At 41.1% G+C, this 22,657-nt stretch carries 21 protein-coding genes; 15 read left to right on the top strand and 6 right to left on the bottom strand.

Annotated features, from left to right (window positions below; all coding sequences use genetic code 11):
• Positions 1 to 23 precede the first annotated feature (23 nt).
• Positions 24 to 1,376 carry an MFS transporter gene (locus GBI66_RS13150; protein ID WP_151716429.1) on the bottom strand — a complete coding sequence of 451 codons (1,353 nt, stop codon included), beginning with the start codon at positions 1,374 to 1,376 and terminating at the stop codon, positions 24 to 26.
• Between GBI66_RS13150 and GBI66_RS19485 the strand changes: the two genes are divergently transcribed.
• The 6 genes from GBI66_RS19485 to accC all read left to right on the top strand — a co-directional run bounded on the left by GBI66_RS19485 (position 1,294) and on the right by accC (position 6,541).
• A complete protein-coding gene (locus tag GBI66_RS19485) occupies positions 1,294 to 1,488 on the top strand; it encodes a hypothetical protein (RefSeq protein ID WP_171494309.1) in 195 nt (64 codons plus the stop codon). The genes GBI66_RS13150 and GBI66_RS19485 overlap by 83 nt on opposite strands.
• A gap of 421 nt (positions 1,489 to 1,909) precedes the next feature.
• The gene (locus tag GBI66_RS13145; protein ID WP_005189070.1) at positions 1,910 to 2,500 is read left to right on the top strand and encodes an ANTAR domain-containing response regulator; all 591 of its coding nucleotides are present in this window, start codon (positions 1,910 to 1,912) and stop codon (positions 2,498 to 2,500) included.
• Positions 2,501 to 3,532: an ABC transporter substrate-binding protein gene (locus GBI66_RS13140; RefSeq protein WP_151716428.1), complete on the top strand. Its 1,032-nt coding sequence runs from the start codon at positions 2,501 to 2,503 to the stop codon at positions 3,530 to 3,532.
• 731 nt (positions 3,533 to 4,263) lie between these two features.
• Positions 4,264 to 4,713 carry a type II 3-dehydroquinate dehydratase gene (gene aroQ, locus GBI66_RS13135; RefSeq protein WP_151716427.1) on the top strand — a complete coding sequence of 150 codons (450 nt, stop codon included), beginning with the start codon at positions 4,264 to 4,266 and terminating at the stop codon, positions 4,711 to 4,713.
• 26 nt (positions 4,714 to 4,739) lie between these two features.
• Positions 4,740 to 5,159: an acetyl-CoA carboxylase biotin carboxyl carrier protein gene (gene accB, locus GBI66_RS13130; RefSeq protein ID WP_004807532.1), complete on the top strand. Its 420-nt coding sequence runs from the start codon at positions 4,740 to 4,742 to the stop codon at positions 5,157 to 5,159.
• Between the two features lie 17 nt (positions 5,160 to 5,176).
• Positions 5,177 to 6,541: an acetyl-CoA carboxylase biotin carboxylase subunit gene (gene accC, locus GBI66_RS13125; RefSeq protein WP_151716426.1), complete on the top strand. Its 1,365-nt coding sequence runs from the start codon at positions 5,177 to 5,179 to the stop codon at positions 6,539 to 6,541.
• A gap of 51 nt (positions 6,542 to 6,592) precedes the next feature.
• Here the strand turns inward: accC and GBI66_RS13120 are convergent, their stop codons facing one another.
• A complete protein-coding gene (locus GBI66_RS13120; RefSeq protein WP_005189081.1) occupies positions 6,593 to 7,072 on the bottom strand; it encodes a hypothetical protein in 480 nt (159 codons plus the stop codon).
• Positions 7,073 to 7,276: 204 nt separating this feature from the next.
• Between GBI66_RS13120 and GBI66_RS13115 the strand changes: the two genes are divergently transcribed.
• On the top strand, positions 7,277 to 8,767 hold the full coding sequence (locus GBI66_RS13115) for an amidase (RefSeq protein WP_151716425.1): 1,491 nt from the start codon (positions 7,277 to 7,279) through the stop codon (positions 8,765 to 8,767).
• A gap of 1 nt (position 8,768) precedes the next feature.
• On the opposite strand, the gene GBI66_RS13110 is transcribed toward GBI66_RS13115, so the two are convergent.
• A complete protein-coding gene (locus tag GBI66_RS13110) occupies positions 8,769 to 9,941 on the bottom strand; it encodes an MFS transporter (protein ID WP_151716424.1) in 1,173 nt (390 codons plus the stop codon).
• A 178-nt stretch (positions 9,942 to 10,119) separates the two neighbouring features.
• Entirely contained in the window at positions 10,120 to 11,508 is a 1,389-nt protein-coding gene (locus GBI66_RS13105) for an amino acid permease (RefSeq protein WP_151716423.1), read from the bottom strand.
• Positions 11,509 to 11,864: 356 nt separating this feature from the next.
• Between GBI66_RS13105 and fahA the strand changes: the two genes are divergently transcribed.
• The 4 genes from fahA to GBI66_RS13085 all read left to right on the top strand — a co-directional run bounded on the left by fahA (position 11,865) and on the right by GBI66_RS13085 (position 15,418).
• Positions 11,865 to 13,169 carry a fumarylacetoacetase gene (gene fahA / locus GBI66_RS13100; RefSeq protein WP_151716422.1) on the top strand — a complete coding sequence of 435 codons (1,305 nt, stop codon included), beginning with the start codon at positions 11,865 to 11,867 and terminating at the stop codon, positions 13,167 to 13,169.
• Positions 13,156 to 13,788, top strand: coding sequence for a maleylacetoacetate isomerase (maiA, locus tag GBI66_RS13095; RefSeq protein WP_151716421.1), 633 nt, complete (start codon positions 13,156 to 13,158; stop codon positions 13,786 to 13,788). Before fahA ends, maiA begins: the two co-directional genes overlap by 14 nt.
• Positions 13,789 to 13,807: 19 nt before the next feature.
• Complete coding sequence (locus GBI66_RS13090) at positions 13,808 to 14,356, top strand: VOC family protein (protein WP_004653219.1); 549 nt, start codon at positions 13,808 to 13,810, stop codon at positions 14,354 to 14,356.
• A gap of 282 nt (positions 14,357 to 14,638) precedes the next feature.
• Positions 14,639 to 15,418 (top strand): IclR family transcriptional regulator, encoded by a 780-nt coding sequence (locus tag GBI66_RS13085; RefSeq protein ID WP_151716420.1) that lies wholly within the window; start codon positions 14,639 to 14,641, stop codon positions 15,416 to 15,418.
• A gap of 68 nt (positions 15,419 to 15,486) precedes the next feature.
• Here the strand turns inward: GBI66_RS13085 and hppD are convergent, their stop codons facing one another.
• The gene (gene hppD / locus GBI66_RS13080) at positions 15,487 to 16,542 is read right to left on the bottom strand and encodes a 4-hydroxyphenylpyruvate dioxygenase (protein WP_005189102.1); all 1,056 of its coding nucleotides are present in this window, start codon (positions 16,540 to 16,542) and stop codon (positions 15,487 to 15,489) included.
• A 474-nt stretch (positions 16,543 to 17,016) separates the two neighbouring features.
• Between hppD and GBI66_RS19655 the strand changes: the two genes are divergently transcribed.
• The 4 genes from GBI66_RS19655 to GBI66_RS13060 all read left to right on the top strand — a co-directional run bounded on the left by GBI66_RS19655 (position 17,017) and on the right by GBI66_RS13060 (position 21,816).
• Positions 17,017 to 17,250 (top strand): hypothetical protein, encoded by a 234-nt coding sequence (locus GBI66_RS19655; protein WP_151716419.1) that lies wholly within the window; start codon positions 17,017 to 17,019, stop codon positions 17,248 to 17,250.
• 442 nt (positions 17,251 to 17,692) lie between these two features.
• Entirely contained in the window at positions 17,693 to 19,084 is a 1,392-nt protein-coding gene (locus GBI66_RS13070; RefSeq protein ID WP_151716418.1) for a GntP family permease, read from the top strand.
• Between the two features lie 36 nt (positions 19,085 to 19,120).
• Entirely contained in the window at positions 19,121 to 20,284 is a 1,164-nt protein-coding gene (locus tag GBI66_RS13065; RefSeq protein ID WP_151716417.1) for an iron-containing alcohol dehydrogenase, read from the top strand.
• A 35-nt stretch (positions 20,285 to 20,319) separates the two neighbouring features.
• Positions 20,320 to 21,816, top strand: coding sequence for a CoA-acylating methylmalonate-semialdehyde dehydrogenase (locus tag GBI66_RS13060; RefSeq protein WP_151716416.1), 1,497 nt, complete (start codon positions 20,320 to 20,322; stop codon positions 21,814 to 21,816).
• Positions 21,817 to 21,860: 44 nt separating this feature from the next.
• Here GBI66_RS13060 and GBI66_RS13055 read toward each other — a convergent pair whose 3' ends face one another.
• Positions 21,861 to 22,610 (bottom strand): IclR family transcriptional regulator, encoded by a 750-nt coding sequence (locus GBI66_RS13055; protein ID WP_151716415.1) that lies wholly within the window; start codon positions 22,608 to 22,610, stop codon positions 21,861 to 21,863.
• Positions 22,611 to 22,657 lie beyond the last annotated feature (47 nt).

Here is a 22,657-nt window from a genome sequence, read left to right as displayed (position 1 = left end):
TTCTCCTCAAATCGAATCTTTGATTAAGCTGCACTGCTTTGTTCTGAGCTACGTTCCAACATGGCTTGTTCAAACAGCTGTTGTTCTTTTTGTTTATGCTCTACCGAGAATCGGATCAGCATCACCGAGCTTGCAGCAATCACCACCAAGCCGCCTAAAACCATTAAACAAGTTTGAAAATCGACCATTCCTTTCAGCAAGAATCCTGCTGCGACTGCACCGACATTGCCGCCTGCACCAATAATGCCAGCCACACCACCGAGTGCTTCACGATCAATAAAAGGAACCAAGGCATAAGTCGCACCACATGCCATATGGGTAAACAGTGCGAAGATGGTCATACTAAGAATTGCGAATACCGCGCTGTTCATATGCGCGAATAGCATCAGGAACAATCCTTCCCCCAAGATCAACAGGAACAAGATTTTGGTGCGTCCATCCAAACCTTTTTTCAGCGCCACTTTGTCTGAAACAATACCGCCAAGTGCACGGGCAAACAGTGCCAGCAAACCAAAAACACCTGCTGCCAGTCCTGCTTCTTTTAAGCCAAAGTTGAAGTGTTCGACGTAATACATCGCAATGATGTTGTGCATGAAGATTTCAATACCAAAACATGCCGCATAAGAGCAGAATAGAATCCAGACCCGATAGTTGCGTGCTGCATGCATTAGGATTGCCAAGCCACCTTTTTTATCGCTTCCCACCACAACACCTTGCGCACGAAGTTCTTTAAAATCGCCTTGCGGGCAGTCTTGGGTCAGCTTCCAATAAAGCACACCTACGATCAGCATCATCACACCAGGTACAAGCAATGCAATTCTCCACCCCATGGCTTGTTCTACACCGAACATCACCAAAGCAGACAACAGTAAAGGCATCAAGGCTTGTGTCGCACCACCACCTGCATTCCCCCAGCCCGCTGAAGCGGCATTTGCGGTGCCTACAACATTTGGCGCAAACATAATGCTGGTATGGTATTGAGTGATGACAAAGCTGGCGCCAATTGCACCAATCAATAAACGGAAGAATAGGAAGGATTCATAACTATTTGCTGCAGCAACACCAAATACAGGAATGCTGCCCAACAATAACAATGCAGTATACGTTTTACGCGGACCATACTTATCACACAGTGGACCAACGATTAATCGAACCACAATCGTGATTGCAACAGCAGCAATATTAATATTGGCGATCTGATCTTTGGTGAGATGGAACTCGCCTGCAATCACTGGCATTAACGGTGCACAAGCAAACCAAGCAAAGAAACAAACGAAGAAAGCAAGCCAACTCATGTGGAATGCCCGCATCGCTGGTGCGGAAAAGTTGAATAACTTAATTGATGTGGCTTTTTTCGCCGATAAATCTAAAGACATTGCCATCTCCCATACTGAACGTATCATGTGTTGTTCATACAGCACGCTGTATCAACAAACCGATCAGATCGGACATCGTTGGCCGTCTTACAAGTTTGCAAGTCATCTTTGACTCAAGGAATAGTTAGCAAATGCTGTGCCAAGTTCTAACCACAATCACACCAACACAACATTAGTTATTGTTTTATATTAATTTTATTCATTTACTCTTTATTTTTAATGAATACCAATTCGGTTGAAGAGAACAAGTTCAGTACAACGACCTGTTTTAAAGCAGAATTCGCACTGCTTCAAAACAACTCTTTTTACGCACTTAAAAAGTGCAGTTTTTATTCTGGAGGATATAAGTCAAATTTTTCATTTCTTCTACTTGGTCACAGCGATACAATAAAGCGCATAAACAATACGCCCCATGGAGCGATTGCACCGAATAAGAAATCAAAATAGCTTCACTGGCACTATTTTTGCTTCAAAAACAATACGCACAGCACTTTAATCTTTGTGCATAACCCCACCGTTTGACCTATATACTTATGCCGAAACTCAAGATCGCACTTATTGATGACGACCAGGCTCGGGCTGAATACATAAAAACCTGTTTAATTGAACATGACTTTGATGTAGTGGCTTGTTTTACTCTCGATCATCTCAATATTTTTAAACTCGAACATCTTCAAGCCGATGTCATTCTGCTTGATATGGATCATCCACATCGCGATGTGATTGAAAGTTGTGTCAGTAATTTTGATCTGCCTACGGTCTTATTTACCAAGAACACCGATAAAGACACCATCAAACAAGCCATCGATGCAGGGATTACCGCCTATATCGTCGATGGTATAGACCCAAGCCGCTTACACACCATTTTAGATATTTCGATTGAGCAGTATAAAAAGCATAAAAAACTGGAATGTGACCTGAAAGATGCCAAAACCAAACTTGCAGATCGTAAAGATGTCGAAAAGGCCAAAGTGTTGCTCATGCAACTGCATGGCTTAACTGAAGACACCGCGTTTCAATTACTCAGAAAAAATGCCATGAGCCACCGCATGACTATTGGAGAAATGGCACGCCGTTTACTCGATGCCCAACAACTTTTAAATAATCAACTAAAGGATGAATAGATGAGCCATTTAGTCGAATTAGCAAAAGTAGAAAAAACCGAATTACAACTGGGCTATATTCCCTTACTTGATTGTGTCGCATTACTCTGGGCAAAACAGCGTGGTTTTTTTGAAGAAGTCGGTTTAAATGTCAATTTAGTCAAGGAAGCCTCTTGGGCCAGCTTACGTGATCGTTTAGCTTTTGGCTTACTCGATGCTGCACATTGCCTGTCTGCCATGCTGCCAGCGGCAGCAGTCGGAACCGATCAAATTGGGATTCCATTACAAACCCCTATCGTATTGAGTGAAAACCGTGCCTTTATTAGCTTAAGCCAGAAGCTCTGTTATACGCTGAATATTCAGAAACAAGACAGCGCAGAGAGCTCCGCACAGAAACTGACGGATTATATCCAGCAAGATCAAAACGTCCCTTTGGCGCATGTATTCCAACATTCGATTCATCACTATTGCTTAAGAGAATGGCTTGCTTTGGCCGCCCCTCAACTAGCGCAAACCATTCAAATGAAAACCCTGCCACCTCCCTATATGGTTGAAGCGATCAGTAATCATTTAATAGATGGGTTTTGTGTCGGAGAACCTTGGAATACTCAAGCTGAGTTACAAGGTCTAAGCCAAATTGTCTGTTCAAGTCAGCACATTATCCCGAATGTTGCCGACAAAGTCCTAGCGGTCACGCAAGAATGGGCGCAACAACATCCACACAGCTTGATTGCCTTAACCACTGCCATTCTCAAAGCGCAACAAGAATTACGTCAACTCGAAGATTTTGCACCAGTATGGCAACTTCTGATTGAATTTGATGTGATTCAGTTCCATTGCACGCCAGACATTCATGTTGAAAAATACTTTACCATCCAGAATATCATTCGTAATTTTGTACAGAACAGTGCTGAACCGAAAGCCCAAGATTTTGAATGGCTATTTCAACAAATGCATAAATGGAATGCTGTAGAACTTGAACGAGACACCTATATGATTCAAGCACAGAATTGCCTACTGCTTGAAATCTACAAAGCAGCTGCGAATAATTGATAAAACAAAGGACAAAAAAAAGCTGTCTTTAAGTATCAAGACAGCTTTTGAAAGACCCAAAAGGGATTACGCCAATCAAAAGTAACCCCTTAAGTAATAACTATCATATTGAAAGCAGAGATATCTTTTTCGGACATTTTTATGTCATTAACTGCCATCTAGAATGCGAATTTTTTATCATTTCTGCCAACTGAATAAGCGATAACAGTGTTCAATCTCTAATCATCTTACATTGCAGTTATCAAGCGCTTCACAATGTCACGCAATCACCAAGTAGCATCAGAAAATGTTCAATATTTATATTTTAGCAACTACAGGTTTAAGATCTTCACAAATAATAATTTAAGCACATAAAAACAATATGTTAGTGTAAAACCATTACCCTAATGAGTCTCATCAAAATACGCTTTAATCGATTCCTTTCTAAGGATTTAAATCGCGCTAAAATACCAAAATATAAATAGTTTGACTGCTGAGTTACACAAATCCCATGAACGAAATGGGGTAATTCAGTTTAGAATGTTTAAAAATAAAATTACGCTAAATTTTGTCATATTTTAACATTGCCAATTCCTTGCAAAGTTTTCATTATATGCACCATGCTTGGCATGCAAATTTCTTCATCGATTAAAACAAATTATAAAAAAATTGCAGAATTTTGTGCCATAATAAGCAAACTTTGCAGACATCTTGCAAAAAACTTTTGCAGATTTAGAATTGGAGCAGGCTGAATGAGCTCAACCATTTTGGTAATTCATGGACCGAATTTGAACTTGCTAGGAAAACGCGAACCAGAGGTATATGGTTATCTCACGCTAGATGATGTTAACCAGCAACTCATCGCTCAAGCCCAACATGCATCACAGACACTAGATACTTTTCAAAGCAACTGGGAAGGTGCGATTGTCGATCGTATCCATCAAGCACAAAACGAGGGTGTGAAATTTATCATTATCAACCCTGCTGCCTTGACCCATACCTCAGTTGCTTTACGCGATGCCTTACTTGGCGTTGCGATCCCATTTATTGAGGTTCATTTGTCAAATGTTCACGCCCGTGAATCATTCCGTCATCACTCATATTTATCAGATAAAGCCATTGGCGTAATTTGTGGCTTAGGTGCAAAGGGTTATTCCTTTGCTCTCGATTACGCTATCGAAAAAATTCAATCTTCTAACTAATTTAGACTTTTTAGGAATGCTCACTCATGGATATCCGTAAAATCAAGAAGCTCATCGACTTGATGATTGAATCTGACTTACAAGCGATTGAAGTTAAGGAAGGCGACCAATCCATCTCATTAACTCGCCCTACTCCTGTTTATGCCGCGGCTGCTGTAGCTGCAGCTCCAACGGTTGCTGCTCCAGCACCAGCAGCAAAAACACCACGTGGTGCAGTTGAATCATCACCAATGGTTGGTGTGTTCTATGCAGCGCCAAGTCCAGGTGAAGCACCATTTGTAAATGTAGGTCAAACAGTATCTGCGGGTGAAACATTGGGGATCATTGAGGCAATGAAAATCATGAACCCAATTGAAGCAACAAAAAGCGGCGTAATTGAAGAAATTCTAGTGAAAAATGGTGAAGTGATCCAATTCGGTCAACCACTTTTCCGCTACCGTGCTTAATCAGTTTGGGGATTCCTATGTTGCAAAAAGTATTAATTGCAAACCGTGGCGAAATCGCTTTACGAATTACTCGGGCTTGTAAAACTCTTGGCATTAAAACAGTTGGTATCTATTCAGATGCTGATAAAGACTTAATGCACTTACGCTTCGTTGATGAAGCAGTGTGTATCGGACCGGGTGCAAGTAGTGAAAGCTATTTAAATATTCCTGCAATTATTACTGCTGCAGAAATCACAGGTGCGGATGCAATCCATCCTGGTTATGGTTTTTTATCCGAGAATGCGGAATTTGCTGAAATCGTTGAAAGTTCTGGCTTTATTTTCATTGGCCCTCGCCCCGAACATATTCGCCTGATGGGGAATAAAGTATCAGCGATTATTGCCATGAAAAAGTCAGGTGTACCAACGGTACCTGGCTGTGACCATGCAGTAACGATTAATAATGCGCTTGCTGAAGCAAAAGAAATCGGCTTCCCATTGATCGTGAAAGCGGCTTCTGGTGGTGGCGGTCGTGGTATGCGTATCGTAGAACGTGTCGACACCCTACTTGAATCGGTTCAAGCGGCGCAACGCGATGCAGAGATGTGGTTCGGTGACGATACCGTCTATATGGAACGTTTCTTACAAAAGCCTCGCCATGTCGAAGTACAGGTTCTCGGTGATGGTAATGGCCATGCGATTCACCTCTATGATCGTGACTGTTCTTTACAACGTCGCCATCAAAAGGTATTAGAAGAAGCACCTGCTCCAAACCTCCCTGAACAAGCGCGTGCTGATATTTTAGAAGCATGTGTGAATGCTTGTAAGTTGATGCAGTATCGTGGTGCGGGTACATTTGAGTTCTTATTTGAAGATGGTGAATTCTTCTTCATCGAAATGAATACTCGTGTGCAAGTTGAACATCCTGTCACTGAAATGGTGACTGGGGTTGATATCATTGAACAGCAACTTCGTATTGCAGCTGGTTTAGGTCTTGAACTTGAACAAGAGCAAATCGAAGTTAATGGCCATGCGATTGAATGCCGTATCAATGCTGAAGATCCAACCACGTTCCTACCTTCTCCAGGTAAAATTGAAAGTTTCTATGCGCCAGGTGGTGCTGGTATCCGTTTGGATTCACACATCTATCAGGGCTATAACATCCCGCCTTACTATGACTCAATGATTGCAAAATTGATTTCTCATGGTAAAGATCGTGAAACATCATTAGCTCGCATGCGCCAAGCATTAGATGAAATGATTTTGACAGGGATTAAAACCAATATTCCTTTGCATAAAGATTTGATCTTACAAGACAAAAATTTCTGTGAACAGGCAATGGATATTCATTATCTTGAAAAACATTTGCTAAAGCAGCTTGAACAAAAAGCTGAAACAGCCTAAATAAAAAAAGCCTCTTACTCAAGAGGCTTTTTTATGTCTAACTCAATCTTATTAAGGTAAAACACGACGCAAGGTCGCAAAACACTTATCACCTTTCTCACTGGCACAAAAATCGATGGTGGAATCATTGGCCCATTTTACAAAGTATTGGGAAACTTCACCTGTTTGATCTTGTTTTTGACCTGAACAGTCCATTTCATTATTGTCATATTTGATTTGCAGAACCAATGCAGGCAAGCGCTCTTTATGATCTTCTGATGGCTGATAATCATATAAGCCATACGACCATTCTTGACCACTTTTAATCACCACATCACTGGCACCACGAAAGTTATAGTATTCGACACACTTCTTATTGTTCGGAATTTCCATTCCCCACAGCCCCATAATCTCAGGGCGAGTTGTGACCCGAATCGCATTTGCTTTAGCTATTTGCTGGGGTGTTACTGCTGCTTTGTCATTTACGACCGTCTCTGCCATAGTCCATGTTGAGCAAGCCCATAATAATCCAATAATATAAATATTTTTCATAGATTTAATTAAGTCGTCATCTTAACGGTGCATAGGCTTAAATTAGCATATTTTTTGATAAAAGCATGCATTCATAACCATATAAACACAATATTTTTACCATGTAATTTAATTGCTTGTTTTGACACTTTTTCAGGTATTCTATTTTTCAAATTGTATTTAACTTTTTACTTTATAAAGATTTTCGCTTTAGGGATAAAAGCCATGAAATTTTCAGAATACGTACTGCACGATGGTTTGGGGTTAGCTGAATTAGTCAAAAACAAAGAAGTTCAGCCCTCAGAGTTATTGGAAATCGCATTAGAACGAAGCAATCAGGTCAATCCAAAGCTAAATGCCATCATTATCCCAATGTATGAGCAAGCCAAACAACGCGCTCAACACGCTTTATCAGGTCCATTCGCAGGTGTTCCATTCTTAGTCAAGGACCTTTTCCAAGAATACCGCGGTGTGCCAACCTCTTATGGCAGTCAAGCATTAAAGAAAATCAATTACACGCCAGACTTTAATGCAGAAATTGTCAATCGCTGGGAACAAACTGGTATTGTCACTTTTGGACGTACTAATACGCCTGAATTTGGTATTAAAGGGATTACCGAGCCTGACGCTTGGGGAGCATGTCATAATCCTTGGAATTTAAAGCATAACAGTGGTGGGTCTTCAGGTGGTGCTGCTTCAGCAGTCGCAGGCGGCTTAGTCCCTATTGCGGGTGCTGGTGATGGCGGTGGATCAATTCGTATCCCTGCTTCTTATTGCGGTTTATTCGGACTTAAACCCAGTCGTGGACGTACGCCATGGGGACCACAATTCAGCGAAGCCATGCACGGCGCTGCCATGCAACATGTACTCAGCAAAACAGTTCGGGATAGTGCAGCCATGCTTGATGCAGTGCAAGGTCCTGAACAAACCTCATTATTTCGAATTGAAGCCCCTAGACAAAACTACTTAGATATCATTCAACAAAGTCCAAAAAAACTTCGTATCGCATTTAATACCCAATCGCCAATTGGTACCAAGATTTCTAAAGATGCAATTCAAGCTGTGCAACAAACCGCGAAGCTATTGGAATCATTGGGTCATATTTTGGTTGAAGACCGACCTAAAATTGATGGCCTCGAACTGGCAAAAGATTTTGTCACCACATGGTTTAGCCAATTCTCTTATATGCAGGCACAAATCAAACAAATGGCGGGTGCAACAGATCGTGATTTCGAACTCGATTCAATTGCTTTGGCTGCCTTTGGAGCGAAGACCACCGCGACAGAATATATTCATACCCTCAATAATTGGGGGCTGTACAGCACCCAGATGAATATTTTCTTTGAAAAATATGACTTATACCTCACCCCAACCACGGCCTCAGTCGCGCCTAAAAATGGTGAGGTTGCTACACCTGCTTGGCAGAAGCCAATCCTAAAAGGCTTGTTAAAACTAGGAAAAGCCCACTACTTGGCACAGGGTAAACTGGTAGAAAAAATGGTACAGGACAATTTAAGCTGGGTACCATTTACCCAACTTGCTAATGTGACAGGTTTACCGGCCATGTCAGTCCCTTTGTATTGGAATAAACACGGTATGCCACTCGGTAGTCAGTTTATCGCGCCGTTTGGACGTGAGGATCGTTTGTTGCAACTTGCAGCTCAACTTGAACAAGCACAACCATGGTTGCCGCAATATAAACACATCCAAATCTAGTCTAAGTTTTGGCTGCTGTTTCCACTTGATTCGGCAGCCATAGCACCAGTAATAAACCAAACAAGACCACCACACTGGCACAGTAAAAAATGGTCGCGCCTGAAAAAACTTGCCAATAGTGCCCTGCCAACAAACTTCCAGATGCCACCCCCAAGCCCCACATGGTGCTATACAATGCCTGTCCTCGGCCTTGCTGCTCTGGTGTAAAGTTTTGGAAAATCACTTTCATGGCAATCAGGTGGAACAGGCCAAAACTAAAAGCATGTAAACACTGAGCAAGCAACTGTCCAATATAATTGGTTTCTAAGATACCAACCAAGAACCAACGTAAACTGGTCAAAACTAAGCAAATCACCACCAGTGTCCGCCATGAAAAGCGAGTGAAGAATAGCTTTTGTGCCACCGCAAACATGACGATTTCAGCAATCACTCCTATTGCCCATAAACTACCGATTTGTGTGGTACTAAACCCAATCTCTTTAAGGAAGTTACTATAGAAGCTATAAAACGGCGCCAATGAAAATAGTAAGATAAATTCAATACTAAAAAATGCAGCAACAATGGGCCGTTTCAAAATCGGTAGTAGCGGTTCAAGCCTTTTCTGAGAGCTTGGCGCATGCTCTGGTTCTTTAATACTAAATGACCAGAGAAAAGCCAGGAATGAAACAGAGAGCAATAAAATAGGCAGCATTGAAATCGGAATGATTTCTAGCAAAGCCCCTATTACAAATACGCCAACAATAAAACCAACAGATCCCCATTTACGAACTTTGCCATAAAGTTCAGCACGTTTTTCTCCAAGCCAGAATAAAGTCACCCCTTCAAATTGTGCCAAGATAGCATTTTGGAAGAAGCTAAAAATCAGCATCAATAAAGCCACTGATTGGAAACTATTCGGAATTACGAAGATGGCGAACCAGATACAGGCTTCCATCCATGTTGCAATACGAACCAAAAGCATTCGTTTACCTGATTTATCGGCAATCCAGCCCCAAATCAGCGGTGCAAAAAAACGCGTGATAATCGCAATTGACGAAAGAATGCCGATCTCTTGATAATTGAACCCCTGATCTTGTAGATACAGGTTCCAATACGGCATGAAAGTTCCAACTATGGCATAGTAGAACAGGTAGAAACCACCCAATCGTGTTTGGATACTTAATGATTGAAGCAATTCAAATGCCTTTTTTAAGGTGTCAAATAAGAATAAACAGAGAAAATAAACTCGATTGATATAAGCGAATTTTAGCTCATTTCACCAAACAATTCGCCAAATATCAGCATGAATATCAAAGCAGACATCTAAAAAAAAGGGCTGAATTTTCAGCCCTTTTTAACTATCAATTTACAACTTAAGCATCTGTATTCAACGCCACACTCGGCTGAGCATTTCTTAATTTTCGCTGTTTCAAAAAATAGGCCAGCATCAAACACAGAATCCATGCAGGAATCATCATGACTGCGATACGCATATCTGCAGTCATTGACATCACCACAAGAATACTAAGCATAAAAATAATGCATAGATAATTACTGAATGGATAAGCAATACTTGGGAATTTGGTGGTTAGCCCTTGTGCTTGCATGGCTTTACGGAACTTTAAATGCGTCCATGAAATCACCACCCAGTTAATCACAATCGCAGCAACTACCAGCATCATTAACAAACCAAATGCTTTCTCAGGGAATGCATAGTTCAACAACACACACAGTACAGTGACAAATGCAGATACATAAACCGCATTGGTTGGAATACCACGTTTATTGATTTTCTTAAGGAACTTAGGTGCATTACCTTGTTGAGCCAAGCCCAATAACATACGGCTACTGCAATAGCTGGTTCCGTTATAAACAGATACAGCCGCAGTTAAGATCACAAAGTTCAACATTGTTGCCACGCCTTGGCTATCTAATGATGCAAAGACCATCACGAATGGGCTACCACCTTGCGCCATTTGGTTCCAAGGGAACAGCGCGAATAAGATGAAAAGCGTTGCAATATAGAAAATCAAAATACGATAGATAATCTGATTCACTGCTTTCGGCAAGGTTTTATCAGGATCACGTGCTTCTGCCGCAGTAATACCAAATAACTCGATGCCACCAAAGGCGAAAATGATCACAGCCATTGCCATGACCAAACCTTCTACACCAAATGGAAAGAATCCACCCAATGCCCAAAGATTACTGATACCAGCCTGTGGCCCTGCTGTTCCTGTTGCAAGTAAATACGAACCAAAACCAATCATGGCCAAGATTGCTAAAATTTTGATGATAGAGAACCAAAACTCCATTTCACCAAAAAACTTGACATGCAAAAGGTTGATACCGTTAATTAAGATAAAAAAGGCCAATGCCGAAACCCATGTCGGGATTTCAGGCCACCAGTATTGAATATATAACCCAATCGCTGTGAGCTCAGCCATACAGACCAGCACATTGAGTACCCAATAGTTCCAACCTGACATGAAACCTGCAAATGAGCCCCAGTATTTGTAAGCAAAATGGCTAAATGAACCACTGACTGGCTCTTGTACTACCATTTCGCCTAGCTGTCGCATCATTAAAAATGCAATAAGCCCTGCAATCGCATAACCTAGAATGACCGATGGGCCCGCCAGCTTAATCGATTGTGAGATACCTAGAAACAAACCTGTGCCAATCGCACCACCTAGCGCAATAAGCTGGATATGCCGATTGCTTAAACCTGGGTTCAGGTTTCCTTGCTCCTGTTTTGACATATGATTATTCTCATCCGTGTCGCGTAATTTTTCTGTCTAAAATTACGTATATCATAAGTTAATCACAAATGCCTATATCTAACTCGAAAAATAATTAATTCACTTTTCGAATAACCGCGCATATAAACAGAAAATTCAATAAATAACAAATATTATGAATAATGTAATTAAATTATGTATTGCGTAATTAATTATTTTAAGTATGATAGAAATTAAGACACAGGGATTTTTGCTCTAAGCAAACTAGAATTGACCGATAAAAACCTATACATCATTTTATCTTTCAATCGCTTAATCAAAACACTCCCTAAATAACCAGATTAGACCGACAGAATTAAAGACAAGGAAAGCGAATCATGGCACATCATTTAACTTCTTTTCTTGAGATTGATGCCCAATCAGATTTCACAATACATAATTTGCCATACGGCATTTTCAGCGAGACCGCACAAGCTGAAAAGCGCGTTGGCGTTGCAATTGGTGAATGGGTGCTTGACCTTGCAGCATTAGAGCAAAAAGGCTTATTACAGCTCACAACAGCGAACTGCTTTAATCAGCCAACACTGAATAAATTCATCGAAACAGGCAAACAGAATTGGCATACGGTTCGCAGCACTTTGCAAAGCTTATTGTCCGCAGAAACCCCAACCTTACGTGATGATGCCGATTTACGTCAGCAAGTGATGTTTAAACAAAAAGATGTGGTTTTGCATTTGCCAATTCATGTTCCTGGCTATACCGACTTCTATTCATCTAAAGAACATGCCACCAATGTCGGTACCATGTTTAGAGATCCTAAAAATGCGCTATTGCCGAACTGGAGCGAACTTCCTGTAGGCTATAACGGACGTGCCAGTTCTGTGATTGTAAGTGGTAAAGACATTGTGCGCCCGTCAGGCCAAATCAAATTACCTAATGAAGAACGTCCTGTGTTCTCGGCAACCCGTAAACTCGACTTCGAATTAGAAACCGCTTTTGTAGTGGGTAAAGCAACTGAATTGGGCGAGCCGATTGCCATTGAAAACGCATGGGAACATATCTTTGGCATGGTGTTGCTGAATGATTGGTCAGCTCGTGATATTCAACAATGGGAATATGTGCCTTTAGGCCCTTTCAACGCCAAAACTTTTGCTAGCGCCATTTCACCATGGGTGGTGACGATGGAGGCACTCGAACCATTTAAAGTTAAAGGTCCAGAGCAACAACCAAAACCATTGGGCTACCTACAAGAAAACACTGCAAACAGCTATGACATTCACCTTAGTGTTGAAGTGCAAACACCTCAGTCAGAACAAGCCGATGTGATTTGCCAAACCAACTTTAAATATATGTATTGGTCAATGTCACAGCAACTGACTCATCACACCATCGCAGGCTGTAATGTTCAAGTGGGTGATTTAATGGGTTCAGGCACGATTTCAGGCCCAACTGAAGATTCTTATGGCAGCTTACTGGAACTGACTTGGAATACCACCAAACCACTCAACCTTTCCAACGGCGAAAAGCGAGGTTTCTTGGAAGATGGTGACCGTGTCGTGATGAAAGGCTACTGTGAAAAAGATGGAATTCGCGTGGGCTTTGGTGAAGTTGCCAATACCATTTTACCAGCACGTCACTTTCGTTTTAATGAACAAAAGGACGAGCACTATGAAACTGTATAGTTACTTTCGTAGCTCTGCGGCTTATCGGGTACGTATTGCACTCAACCTGAAAGCATTGCCCTATGAAACTGAAGCAGTGCATCTCGTTAAAAATGAGCAGCAACTGGCAAGTTATCGTGCCCTCAATCCGAGTCAGTTGGTGCCAACACTACTTGACCAAGATCAGACCTTTACTCAGTCGCTTAGTATTTTGGAATATCTGGAAGAACGTTATCCAGCCAAAGCGCTGCTACCTAAAGATCTAGTGGAACGTGCCAAAATCCGTGCCTTCGCACAAAGCATTGCCTGTGACATTCATCCAATCAATAACCTGAGAGTGTTGAAGTACCTGCAAAACGATCTTGCTATCAGCAACGAGCAAAAAACGCTGTGGTACCGACACTGGATTTTAGAAGGCTTTCACAGCTTAGAAATGCAATTACAGCATTCCAATGGGCAATTCTGTTTTGGCTCACAGCCGACTTTTGCAGACTGCTGTTTGATTCCTCAAGTCTACAACGCCAAGCGCTTTAAAATTGATTTAAGTGCTTTTCCCAAGATTGAGTCGATCTACCAACATTGCTTAACCCTTCCTGCATTCTTGAATGCTACCCCAGAACAACAACCAGATTGGGAATAGAGATAAAAGGAGTTTTATCATGAGCTTTGCAATTAAAAAAATTCATCATGTGGCTTATCGCTGTAAAGACGCCAAAGAAACAGTCGAATGGTACAAAAAAATGCTGCATATGGATTTCATTTTGGCCTTTGCAGAAGACCATGTGCCATCCACCAAAGCCTTTGACCCTTACATGCATTTATTCTTAGATGCGGGCCAAGGCAACGTATTGGCATTTTTTGAACTGCCGACTCAACCAGATATGGGCCGTGATGAAAACACACCGCAATGGGTGCAACATATTGCCTTTGAAGTAGAAGACTTAGATGCGCTCATGGCAGCAAAAGCACATCTTGAAGCCAATGACGTCAAGGTATTAGGAGTGACCAACCATGGTATCTTCCATTCGATTTACTTCTTCGATCCAAATGGTCACCGTCTGGAACTGACTTACAATGATGTCCATGCCGATGCCAAAATTGCACGAATTACCGAAGAAATGAAATTAGAAATGCTGGATGAGTGGAGTCGCACCAAACGTGCACCGCATCATACTCACTTCTTACACGAAGATGAACTCGGTGCATAAATCCAGTTCAATGAAGAAGGCATTAGCGTTGTAACATGCTAATGCCTTTTTTATGGTCTGAATTTAAAGCATTCTGTATGTTTTTAAGGCATAGTAGGCTCAGCAAAATAGTGTGCAATCGCTCTAAAAACAATTGTATGCTTATGCAATTCACCGATTTGATTCATTTAAAAAGATGATTTCTATTTTGCCCAATGCTCAGGCATTATGTGCTGGATGTAAATTGTCCATGATTGACAGCAACAAATACGGCGTGAAAGCACGCAGCTTAAGGGTTATTGAATGATTGAAGAAAAGTTATCTGGTGGGGTTCAATCACTTGAGGTCGGCTTAGCCGTGCTCAATGCCCTTTTGGAACATAACAAGCCCATTATATTAAAAGACCTATCCAGCAAACTGGATATGCATCCTGCCAAGGTACACCGCTATCTGGTCAGTCTGATTCGTATGAATTACGCCAAGCAACTCACTGATGGTCAGTATGCATTAGGCGATCAAGCTTGGCGTTTAGGCTTGAACTGTATCCAGCATACTGATGTATTACAGCTGGTTCAGCACCTGATTTATGAATTACAAAACAAGATTGGCTGTGGTATTCAAATCAGTAAATGGTCGCCTAAAGGACCTTTAGTGGTTCAATCGATTGAATCCAATCATCCGATATCGATTGTGACTAAAGTCGGTTCGATCATGCCATTGGTCAATTCAGCAGCGGGTCGTGTGTTCGCTTCTTATATGCCTGAAGCAATGATCAAACCACTCATGCAAGCGGAATGGGAAAAAGCAGCACATAACCATTACCCGATTAAACCCACAGATTGGGATGAGTTTCTATTACTCAAAGAGAATGTCCTGCAACACGGCATGTCGATTGCTCAGGGTGATCTTCTTGTCGGGATTAATGCAGTGGGTCTACCAATCTTTAATGCGCATCATTCAATGGAGTTTTGTATTGTCGCGTTGGACAGTGAAATGTTTTTCTCGGTTCATAAAGGCAGCGAGAAATTAGAACTGTTTAAACGTGAAGTTGCAGCGATCAATCAATATATTCAAACCCGTTAATAACTCATCCATATAAAAAGGCCAAGAAGCAAACTTCTTGGCCTTTTTGTTTCAAGCTTTGAGCTGAATTATTTTGCTTCTAGTACACCACGGCGGATCTGGTCACGTTCAATAGATTCAAACAATGCCTTGAAGTTACCTTCACCAAAACCATCATCATCTTTACGTTGAATAAACTCAAAGAACACAGGTCCAAGCATGTTTTGCGAGAAAATCTGTAACAACAGCTTTTTCTGACCATCTTTGGTATTGCCATCTAACAAGATACCGCGTTTTTGCAACTCTTCAGTTGGCTCACCATGATTAGGTAAACGCTCTTTCAACATTTCATAATAGGTTTCAGGCGGTGCTGTCATAAACTGCATGCCGATCCCCTTTAACTTGTCCCATGTTGAAAGCAAGTCATCGGTAATAAACGCGATATGTTGAATGCCTTCACCATTGAAATCTGCCAAGAACTCTGCAATTTGACCATTACCTTTGTCTGAATCTTCATTCAATGGAATACGAATCATGCCATCTGGCGCAGTCAAGGCTTTAGAGGTTAAACCTGTATATTCGCCTTTGATGTCAAAGTAGCGGATTTCTTGGAAGTTAAAGATTTTTTCGTAGAAGTTCGCCCAATACTCCATACGTCCTTTATAGACGTTATGAGTTAAATGGTCGATTTCGTTCAGGCCTGCACCTTTTGGATTTCTGTCCGCATCATCAAAGAAAACGAAGTCATTTTCATAGATATCACGATCCACAAGGAAAATTGGCATGCCTCCAATCCCTTTAATCGCAGGGATATTTAATTCCATTGGCCCAGCTTGTGAATACATTGGCTCTGCACCAAGCTCCACTGCTTTGCTAAATGCTTTGGCTGCATCACGAGTTCTGAAACCCATTGCACAGGCTGAAGGACCATGTTCTTTAAAGAAGAATGAAGCATAAGATTCAGGCTGGTAGTTCAAGATAATGTTGATATTACCCTGACGCCATAAATAAACTTTTTTAGACTTATGCTTTGCGACTTTAGAAAAACCGATGGTCTCAAAGATCTGATCTAATCCGTTTTCCGTCGAAACAAATTCAATAAAAGCAAAACCACATAATTCTAATGGGTTATCTAAAATGTCCATCTAGTTTCCCTTATTTAGATAAATTCATCCGTTTAATGCTCTGCATAGGTCCTATTCTTCAATTGCTTAAAAAGCTGTCTAAAAGCATCAACCTATACATGCGTTATCAGAAAAGGCGACAGGTGTTTTTATAAGTATGTAAAAGCATCCGTGTTTAAGCCCTTTCCGTCCATGAGTCAGCCAAATGAAGAAATCATCGTTCTTAATCTTGGCTCTCAGCTATAAATTCATGCTACAAGAAAGTCTAAATTTATGCAATACATAATTAAATTATGTTATGTGTAATTTTATTGCTGTTTGGCTCTGCCAATAAAGCTCGCTATTAAAGAATAATTGGCAATATCACTAAATCAGACCATGGTCTCAAGCTGTTACGAATAAATGTATTGTGATTAGACTACTTGTCTTATTTCCTTAACAAAGTTCGATTAGCTTAAACCTGTGATTTACAAAGGCGAATGAGATATTTTAGACATGACGCAAACTTCGATTTTCGAACAGTTAACTCAACTCATTGACAGCTATAGCCATGAACATGGTGGTAGACCGCAAAAGATCTTGATTGGTTATAAGGCCTATTATGACTTGATGGGAAATTCGAGTTTTGCCACTGAGGTCACTGACTCGGCTTTGAACCCGAATAAAAGAAAGTATAAAAAGATTAAAATAAAAGTCACCAAAGATGACTATCAGCTTGAGCTAGAGTAATTTTTTTGCCTTGAGAAATACTTTTTCCTACATTCTTTCATAAAGCATAACACCCCACCAAAACAACAATTAAAAGTTGTGGGGTGAATAATAAATATTGAATTAGATCATATCAGCACTAAGGTCTTGATCACTCTCTTTTACTCCTAGTTTTAAAACACGATTCCTCAATAATTTTCTTATAGGACTTTGTTTTTAATTTATTTTTTAAGAAAAAAACCGCATGCAATCTAAAATTCACCAAAGAAACATGATTAGTTCATTTTTATCTTTTTCTAAGTTTTCTATTCATCATCTCCCGAAAATTATTTTTATAAAATCAGCCAACCTTCCAATTACTTTAGGCTAATTTCGATACTTGACTTCAGTTAGATTAAATTATATACATTAATAATGATACGTTTCGTATCATTATACAAAATTACAAGAACAGGTGTATAAAATGGTAGGACTAATTGGAATAGTCTTGTCCTTAATATTGTTGATGTATTTAGCATATAAAGGATTTAGCGTAATCGTACTTGCACCCTTACTGGCATTATTTGCTGTCGCATGGAGCGGTCTCAGCGATCAACTACTTGGGTTTTATTCCCAAGTGTTTATGACAGGTTTAGGCGGTTATATCATCAAATACTTCCCTCTATTTTTACTAGGTGCAGTATTTGGAAAATTAATGGAAGATTCTGGCTCAGCACAAACCATAGCCAATTTCTTTGTTGAAAAGCTTGGTCATCATAGAGCGATGCTTTCGATCGTGCTGTCTTGTGCAATTTTAACCTATGGAGGCGTTTCACTTTTTGTTGTTGGTTTTGCAGTTTTTCCGATTGCTTCGGCATTATTTAAAGAACTCGGCATTCCTAAACGCCTGATCCCCGCAGCGATTATGCTAGGTGCACTCACCTTTACCATGACCGCATTACCAGGCACACCAGCTATTCAGAATGCAATTCCAATGCCTTTTTTTGATACTGATCTCTATGCTGCACCTGGTTTAGGTGTTTTAGCATCTATCTTTATCTTGATCACAGGCATGTGGTGGCTCAATCGGCGAGTTAAAAAAGCGGATTTAAATCTCGAAGGATATGGCAACCATCTCGAAAGTCATCTTGAACAAAATCCAACGAGTGCCAAACCAAGTCTTATGGTCGCGTTTATTCCAATTTTCATAGTGATTGTGAGCAACTTAGTCCTCACTAAACTGATCTTACCTTCACTGGATACCGCCTATTTAGCAACGGATCAATTTGGGAATACCTCACTTAATTCAGTGATTGGATTATGGGCAATCATATGCGCCTTGGTTTTGGCTTGTTTAAGTATCATTGTTCTCAACTGGAAGTCTATTGTTGATATCAAAAACTCAATTCAACAAGGTGTTTCCTCATCCTTTCTACCCATTTTTAATACCGCCTCAGAAGTCGGCTATGGTTCAGTGATTGCGTCTTTAGCTGGCTTTATTATCTTACGAGACTTTCTTGTCGGTATTGCCCCCAACAACCCACTTATTTCAGAAGCAATCGTGATCAATGTATTAGCAGGTATCACAGGTTCTGCTTCAGGTGGTTTAAGTATTGCGTTGAATACCATGGGAGAAACCTATAAGGATTTGGCCTTCCAACATGGCATTTCACTCGAACTGATGCATCGAGTTGCCTCTATGGCTTCCGGTGCACTGGATTCACTTCCTCACAATGGTGCTGTGATTACCATTATTACCTTGTGTGGTTTAACCCATAAACAATCTTATTACGACATGTTCATTGTCGCCGTCATCATTCCATTGATTGCGCTAAGTGGCGTGATCACATTGGGAACAATATTCGGTTCATTTTAAAAACAATCAATTTTGACTTTAATACGGAGAATTAAAATGTCATTTTCAACTCACCTTCCAAGGATTATGGAAATTGGAAAAAATGCGAGAGCTAAGCTTCCGATGATTCTAGAAAGCTTAGGTGCAAGCAAGCCACTGATTATTACCGATAAAATGATGGTTTCACTTGGCTATATCCAGCAAATTCAAGACCTACTCAAAGCAGCACATATAGACAGTGACTATTTTGATGAAACCATTCCAGAGCCGACCTCTAGCTCCATCGAAGCAGGTGTAAAATATATTCAGGCGCAGCAATATGATGCCATTATTGCGATTGGCGGTGGCAGCCCGATTGATAGTGCCAAAGCGATTAGTATCTTAAGCAAACATGGCGGGGACATCTCTGATTATAAATTCCCTAGACAAGTCAATGAGCTAGGTCTGCCCATCATTGCCATTCCAACCACAGCAGGAACAGGCTCCGAATGCACGCGTTTTACCATTATTACCAATGATAAAACCAGTGAGAAAATGCTGTGTGCTGGGCTCGGTTTTCTACCAATCGCGGCGATTATCGACTACGAACTCACCCTATCTCTGCCTCCACGTACAACCGCAGATACAGGTATTGATGCACTTACCCATGCCATCGAAGCTTATGTCAGCAAGAAAGCCAGCCCATATAGCGATGCACAAGCGCTTGCAGCGATGAAACTGATTGGTCCAAATTTACAGATCGTTTATCACCAACCCAACAATGAACGAGCACGTGAAAAAATGATGCTTGGCTCTACTTTGGCAGGTATCGCTTTTTCAAACGCCTCTGTTGCACTGGTGCATGGTATGAGCCGACCCATTGGTGCTTTCTTTCATGTTCCGCACGGCTTATCTAATGCAATGCTGCTTCCTCTTATCACAGAGTTTTCTATTCAGGCAGCACCAGAACGCTATGCCGATTGTGCCAAGGCAATAGGTTGTGCACATGCAGATGATCCGATTGAGGTCGCCAATCAAAAACTCATAAAAACCTTAATCGCGATTAATCAAGATTTGAAAGTCCCCACATTGGCTGAGTTCGGTGTAGACAAACAATATTTTGATGAAGTTGTTCAGACCATGGCCGAGCAAGCACTTGCCTCAGGTTCACCATCCAATAACCCTATTGTGCCGACGATTGAGCAAATGGTCAGCTTGTATCAACAACTTTGGTCAGCATAAACGCTTTCATTTTTTATAACAGAGGAAAAATTCACATGGAACTCATTGGACATTTTATTCAGGGTGCAATCAATACAGCACATACACGCACGCAAGCCATCTATAACCCGTCATTAGGGATACAAACAAAAGAAGTCGCACTTGCCAGCAAAGCAACCGTGGAGGAAGCAATTGCAGCGGCAGAAGCGGCTTTCCCAGAATGGCGCAATACCCCAGTGATCAAACGGGCTCGCGTCATGTTTAAATTTAAGGAATTGCTGGAAAACAATGCTGAAAAAATCTGCCAGCTGATTGGTGAAGAGCATGGCAAAATCGGACATGATGCCGCAGGTGAATTACAACGTGGCATCGAAAATGTTGAGTATGCTTGTAGTGCCCCTGAATTTTTAAAAGGTGAATTTAGTAAGAATGTCGGACCTGCAATCGACTCATGGAGTGAGTTTCAACCTTTAGGGGTTGTTGCAGGGATTACCCCATTTAACTTTCCAGTTATGGTTCCATTGTGGATGTTCCCAATGGCCATTGTGTGTGGAAACACTTTCGTGCTTAAACCTTCCGAGCGTGATCCTTCATCAACGTTGTTTATTGCCCAACTGCTCAAAGAAGCAGGACTCCCAGATGGCGTACTGAATGTCGTGAATGGAGACAAAGAAGCAGTTGATACCTTGCTGCATGATCCACGTGTTCAAGCCGTTAGCTTTGTCGGTTCTACACCCATTGCAGAATATATCTATAAAACCGCGACTGCGGCAGGTAAACGCTGTCAGGCACTGGGGGGCGCAAAAAACCATGCCATTGTCATGCCTGATGCAGATTTAGATAATGTAGTCAGCTCTTTATTAGGTGCAGCATTTGGTTCATCTGGCGAACGCTGCATGGCACTTTCAGTCGCAGTCGCGGTAGGTGATGACATTGCCGATCAAATGATTGCAAAATTATCCAAAGAAATCGATTTGCTCAAATATGGTCCATATTCCAATAAAGACAATGATTTTGGTCCAGTGATTACGGCGCAACATAAAGCCAAAGTAGTCAACTATATTGATAGTGCAGAACAACAAGGCGCCAGCGTGATTGTCGATGGTCGAAATGCTGCTCCTGAAGGCTATGAAAATGGTTTTTATGTCGGTGCAACGCTGATTGATCAAGTAACACCAAATATGACCAGCTATAAAGAAGAAATCTTTGGTCCCGTACTGCAAGTCATCCGTGTAAAAACCATGCAGGAGGCAATGGACCTGATCGACAATCATGAATATGGAAATGGCACCTGTATCTATACTCGTGATGGTGAAGCCGCACGCTATTTTAGCGATAATATTAAAGTGGGAATGGTCGGCATCAATATCCCACTCCCAGTGCCTGTCGCTTACCATAGTTTTGGCGGTTGGAAGCGTTCACTGTTTGGCGATTTACATGCCTACGGACCAGATGGCGCCCGTTTCTATACGCGTCGTAAAACCATTACTCAACGCTGGCCGAGTACCAATGTTCGTGAAGGCGCTCAATTTTCAATGCCGACACTCAACTAATTTATTTACTCACTAGAAAAGAGTGAGCATTCAGCTCACTCTTTTTATACATCGATCAGTTTATTTAAATCACTTGCCGCCTGACGTAACAAAGGCTCATAAGCCACTAGATCTTCAAGAGACTTTCTTATTGTGGGTGCATGCACATATAGGCATGCGACAATGGTACCTGCTCTTTGAATCGGGACTGAACACGCCACCATACCCGAAATAAACTCTTCATTATCCGTTCCAAGTTTATTCAAAAAAATTTGCTCTAGATTTTCTTCAAGTAATACTGGATTGGTAATGGTATTTTTGGTGAGTTGCACAATCGGGAGATGTTCTAATATATTTTTCCTACGATTCACAGGCTGAAAACTTAAAAACAGTTTTCCACTCGAAGTACACCACAAAGGTACTGTCGCACCAACGGGTAAATACACCTGTAGCGGCCAATTCGCCTGAACCCTGTCGGTGTAGAGCATTTGATTATCACTGAGTATCGCAATACCACAGGTTTCATTAATCTGATCAGATAGTTTTTGCAGGATTGCTAAGCGTTCCATCTTTCGAGGTTCCTGCTCCCAAGCATTCATCAGCAGCTTATAGGTGCGATCACCTAAAATATAACCACCATACATATCCGTCTTCACAAACTTTTCTTGTTCTAAAGTTTGCAATAAACGATGGATACTTGGCTTTGGGATATCCAACTCTACTGAAAGGTCTAAAGGTGATGGTGGATGTTTTGCAGTTGAAATTGCCTCAATAATGTCTAAAACCCGAGTAATTGATGAACCTTTTTTATTCATTTTTAAGTCCCAAAACCTGCATGTAGCCAATTTCTTTTCGAATAGAA

This window comes from Acinetobacter sp. TUM15071, assembly GCF_008980925.1.
GTDB lineage: Bacteria > Pseudomonadota > Gammaproteobacteria > Pseudomonadales > Moraxellaceae > Acinetobacter > Acinetobacter dispersus.
Note: the sequence above shows the minus strand (reverse complement) of the source record. Positions and strands in the feature narration are given on the sequence as shown.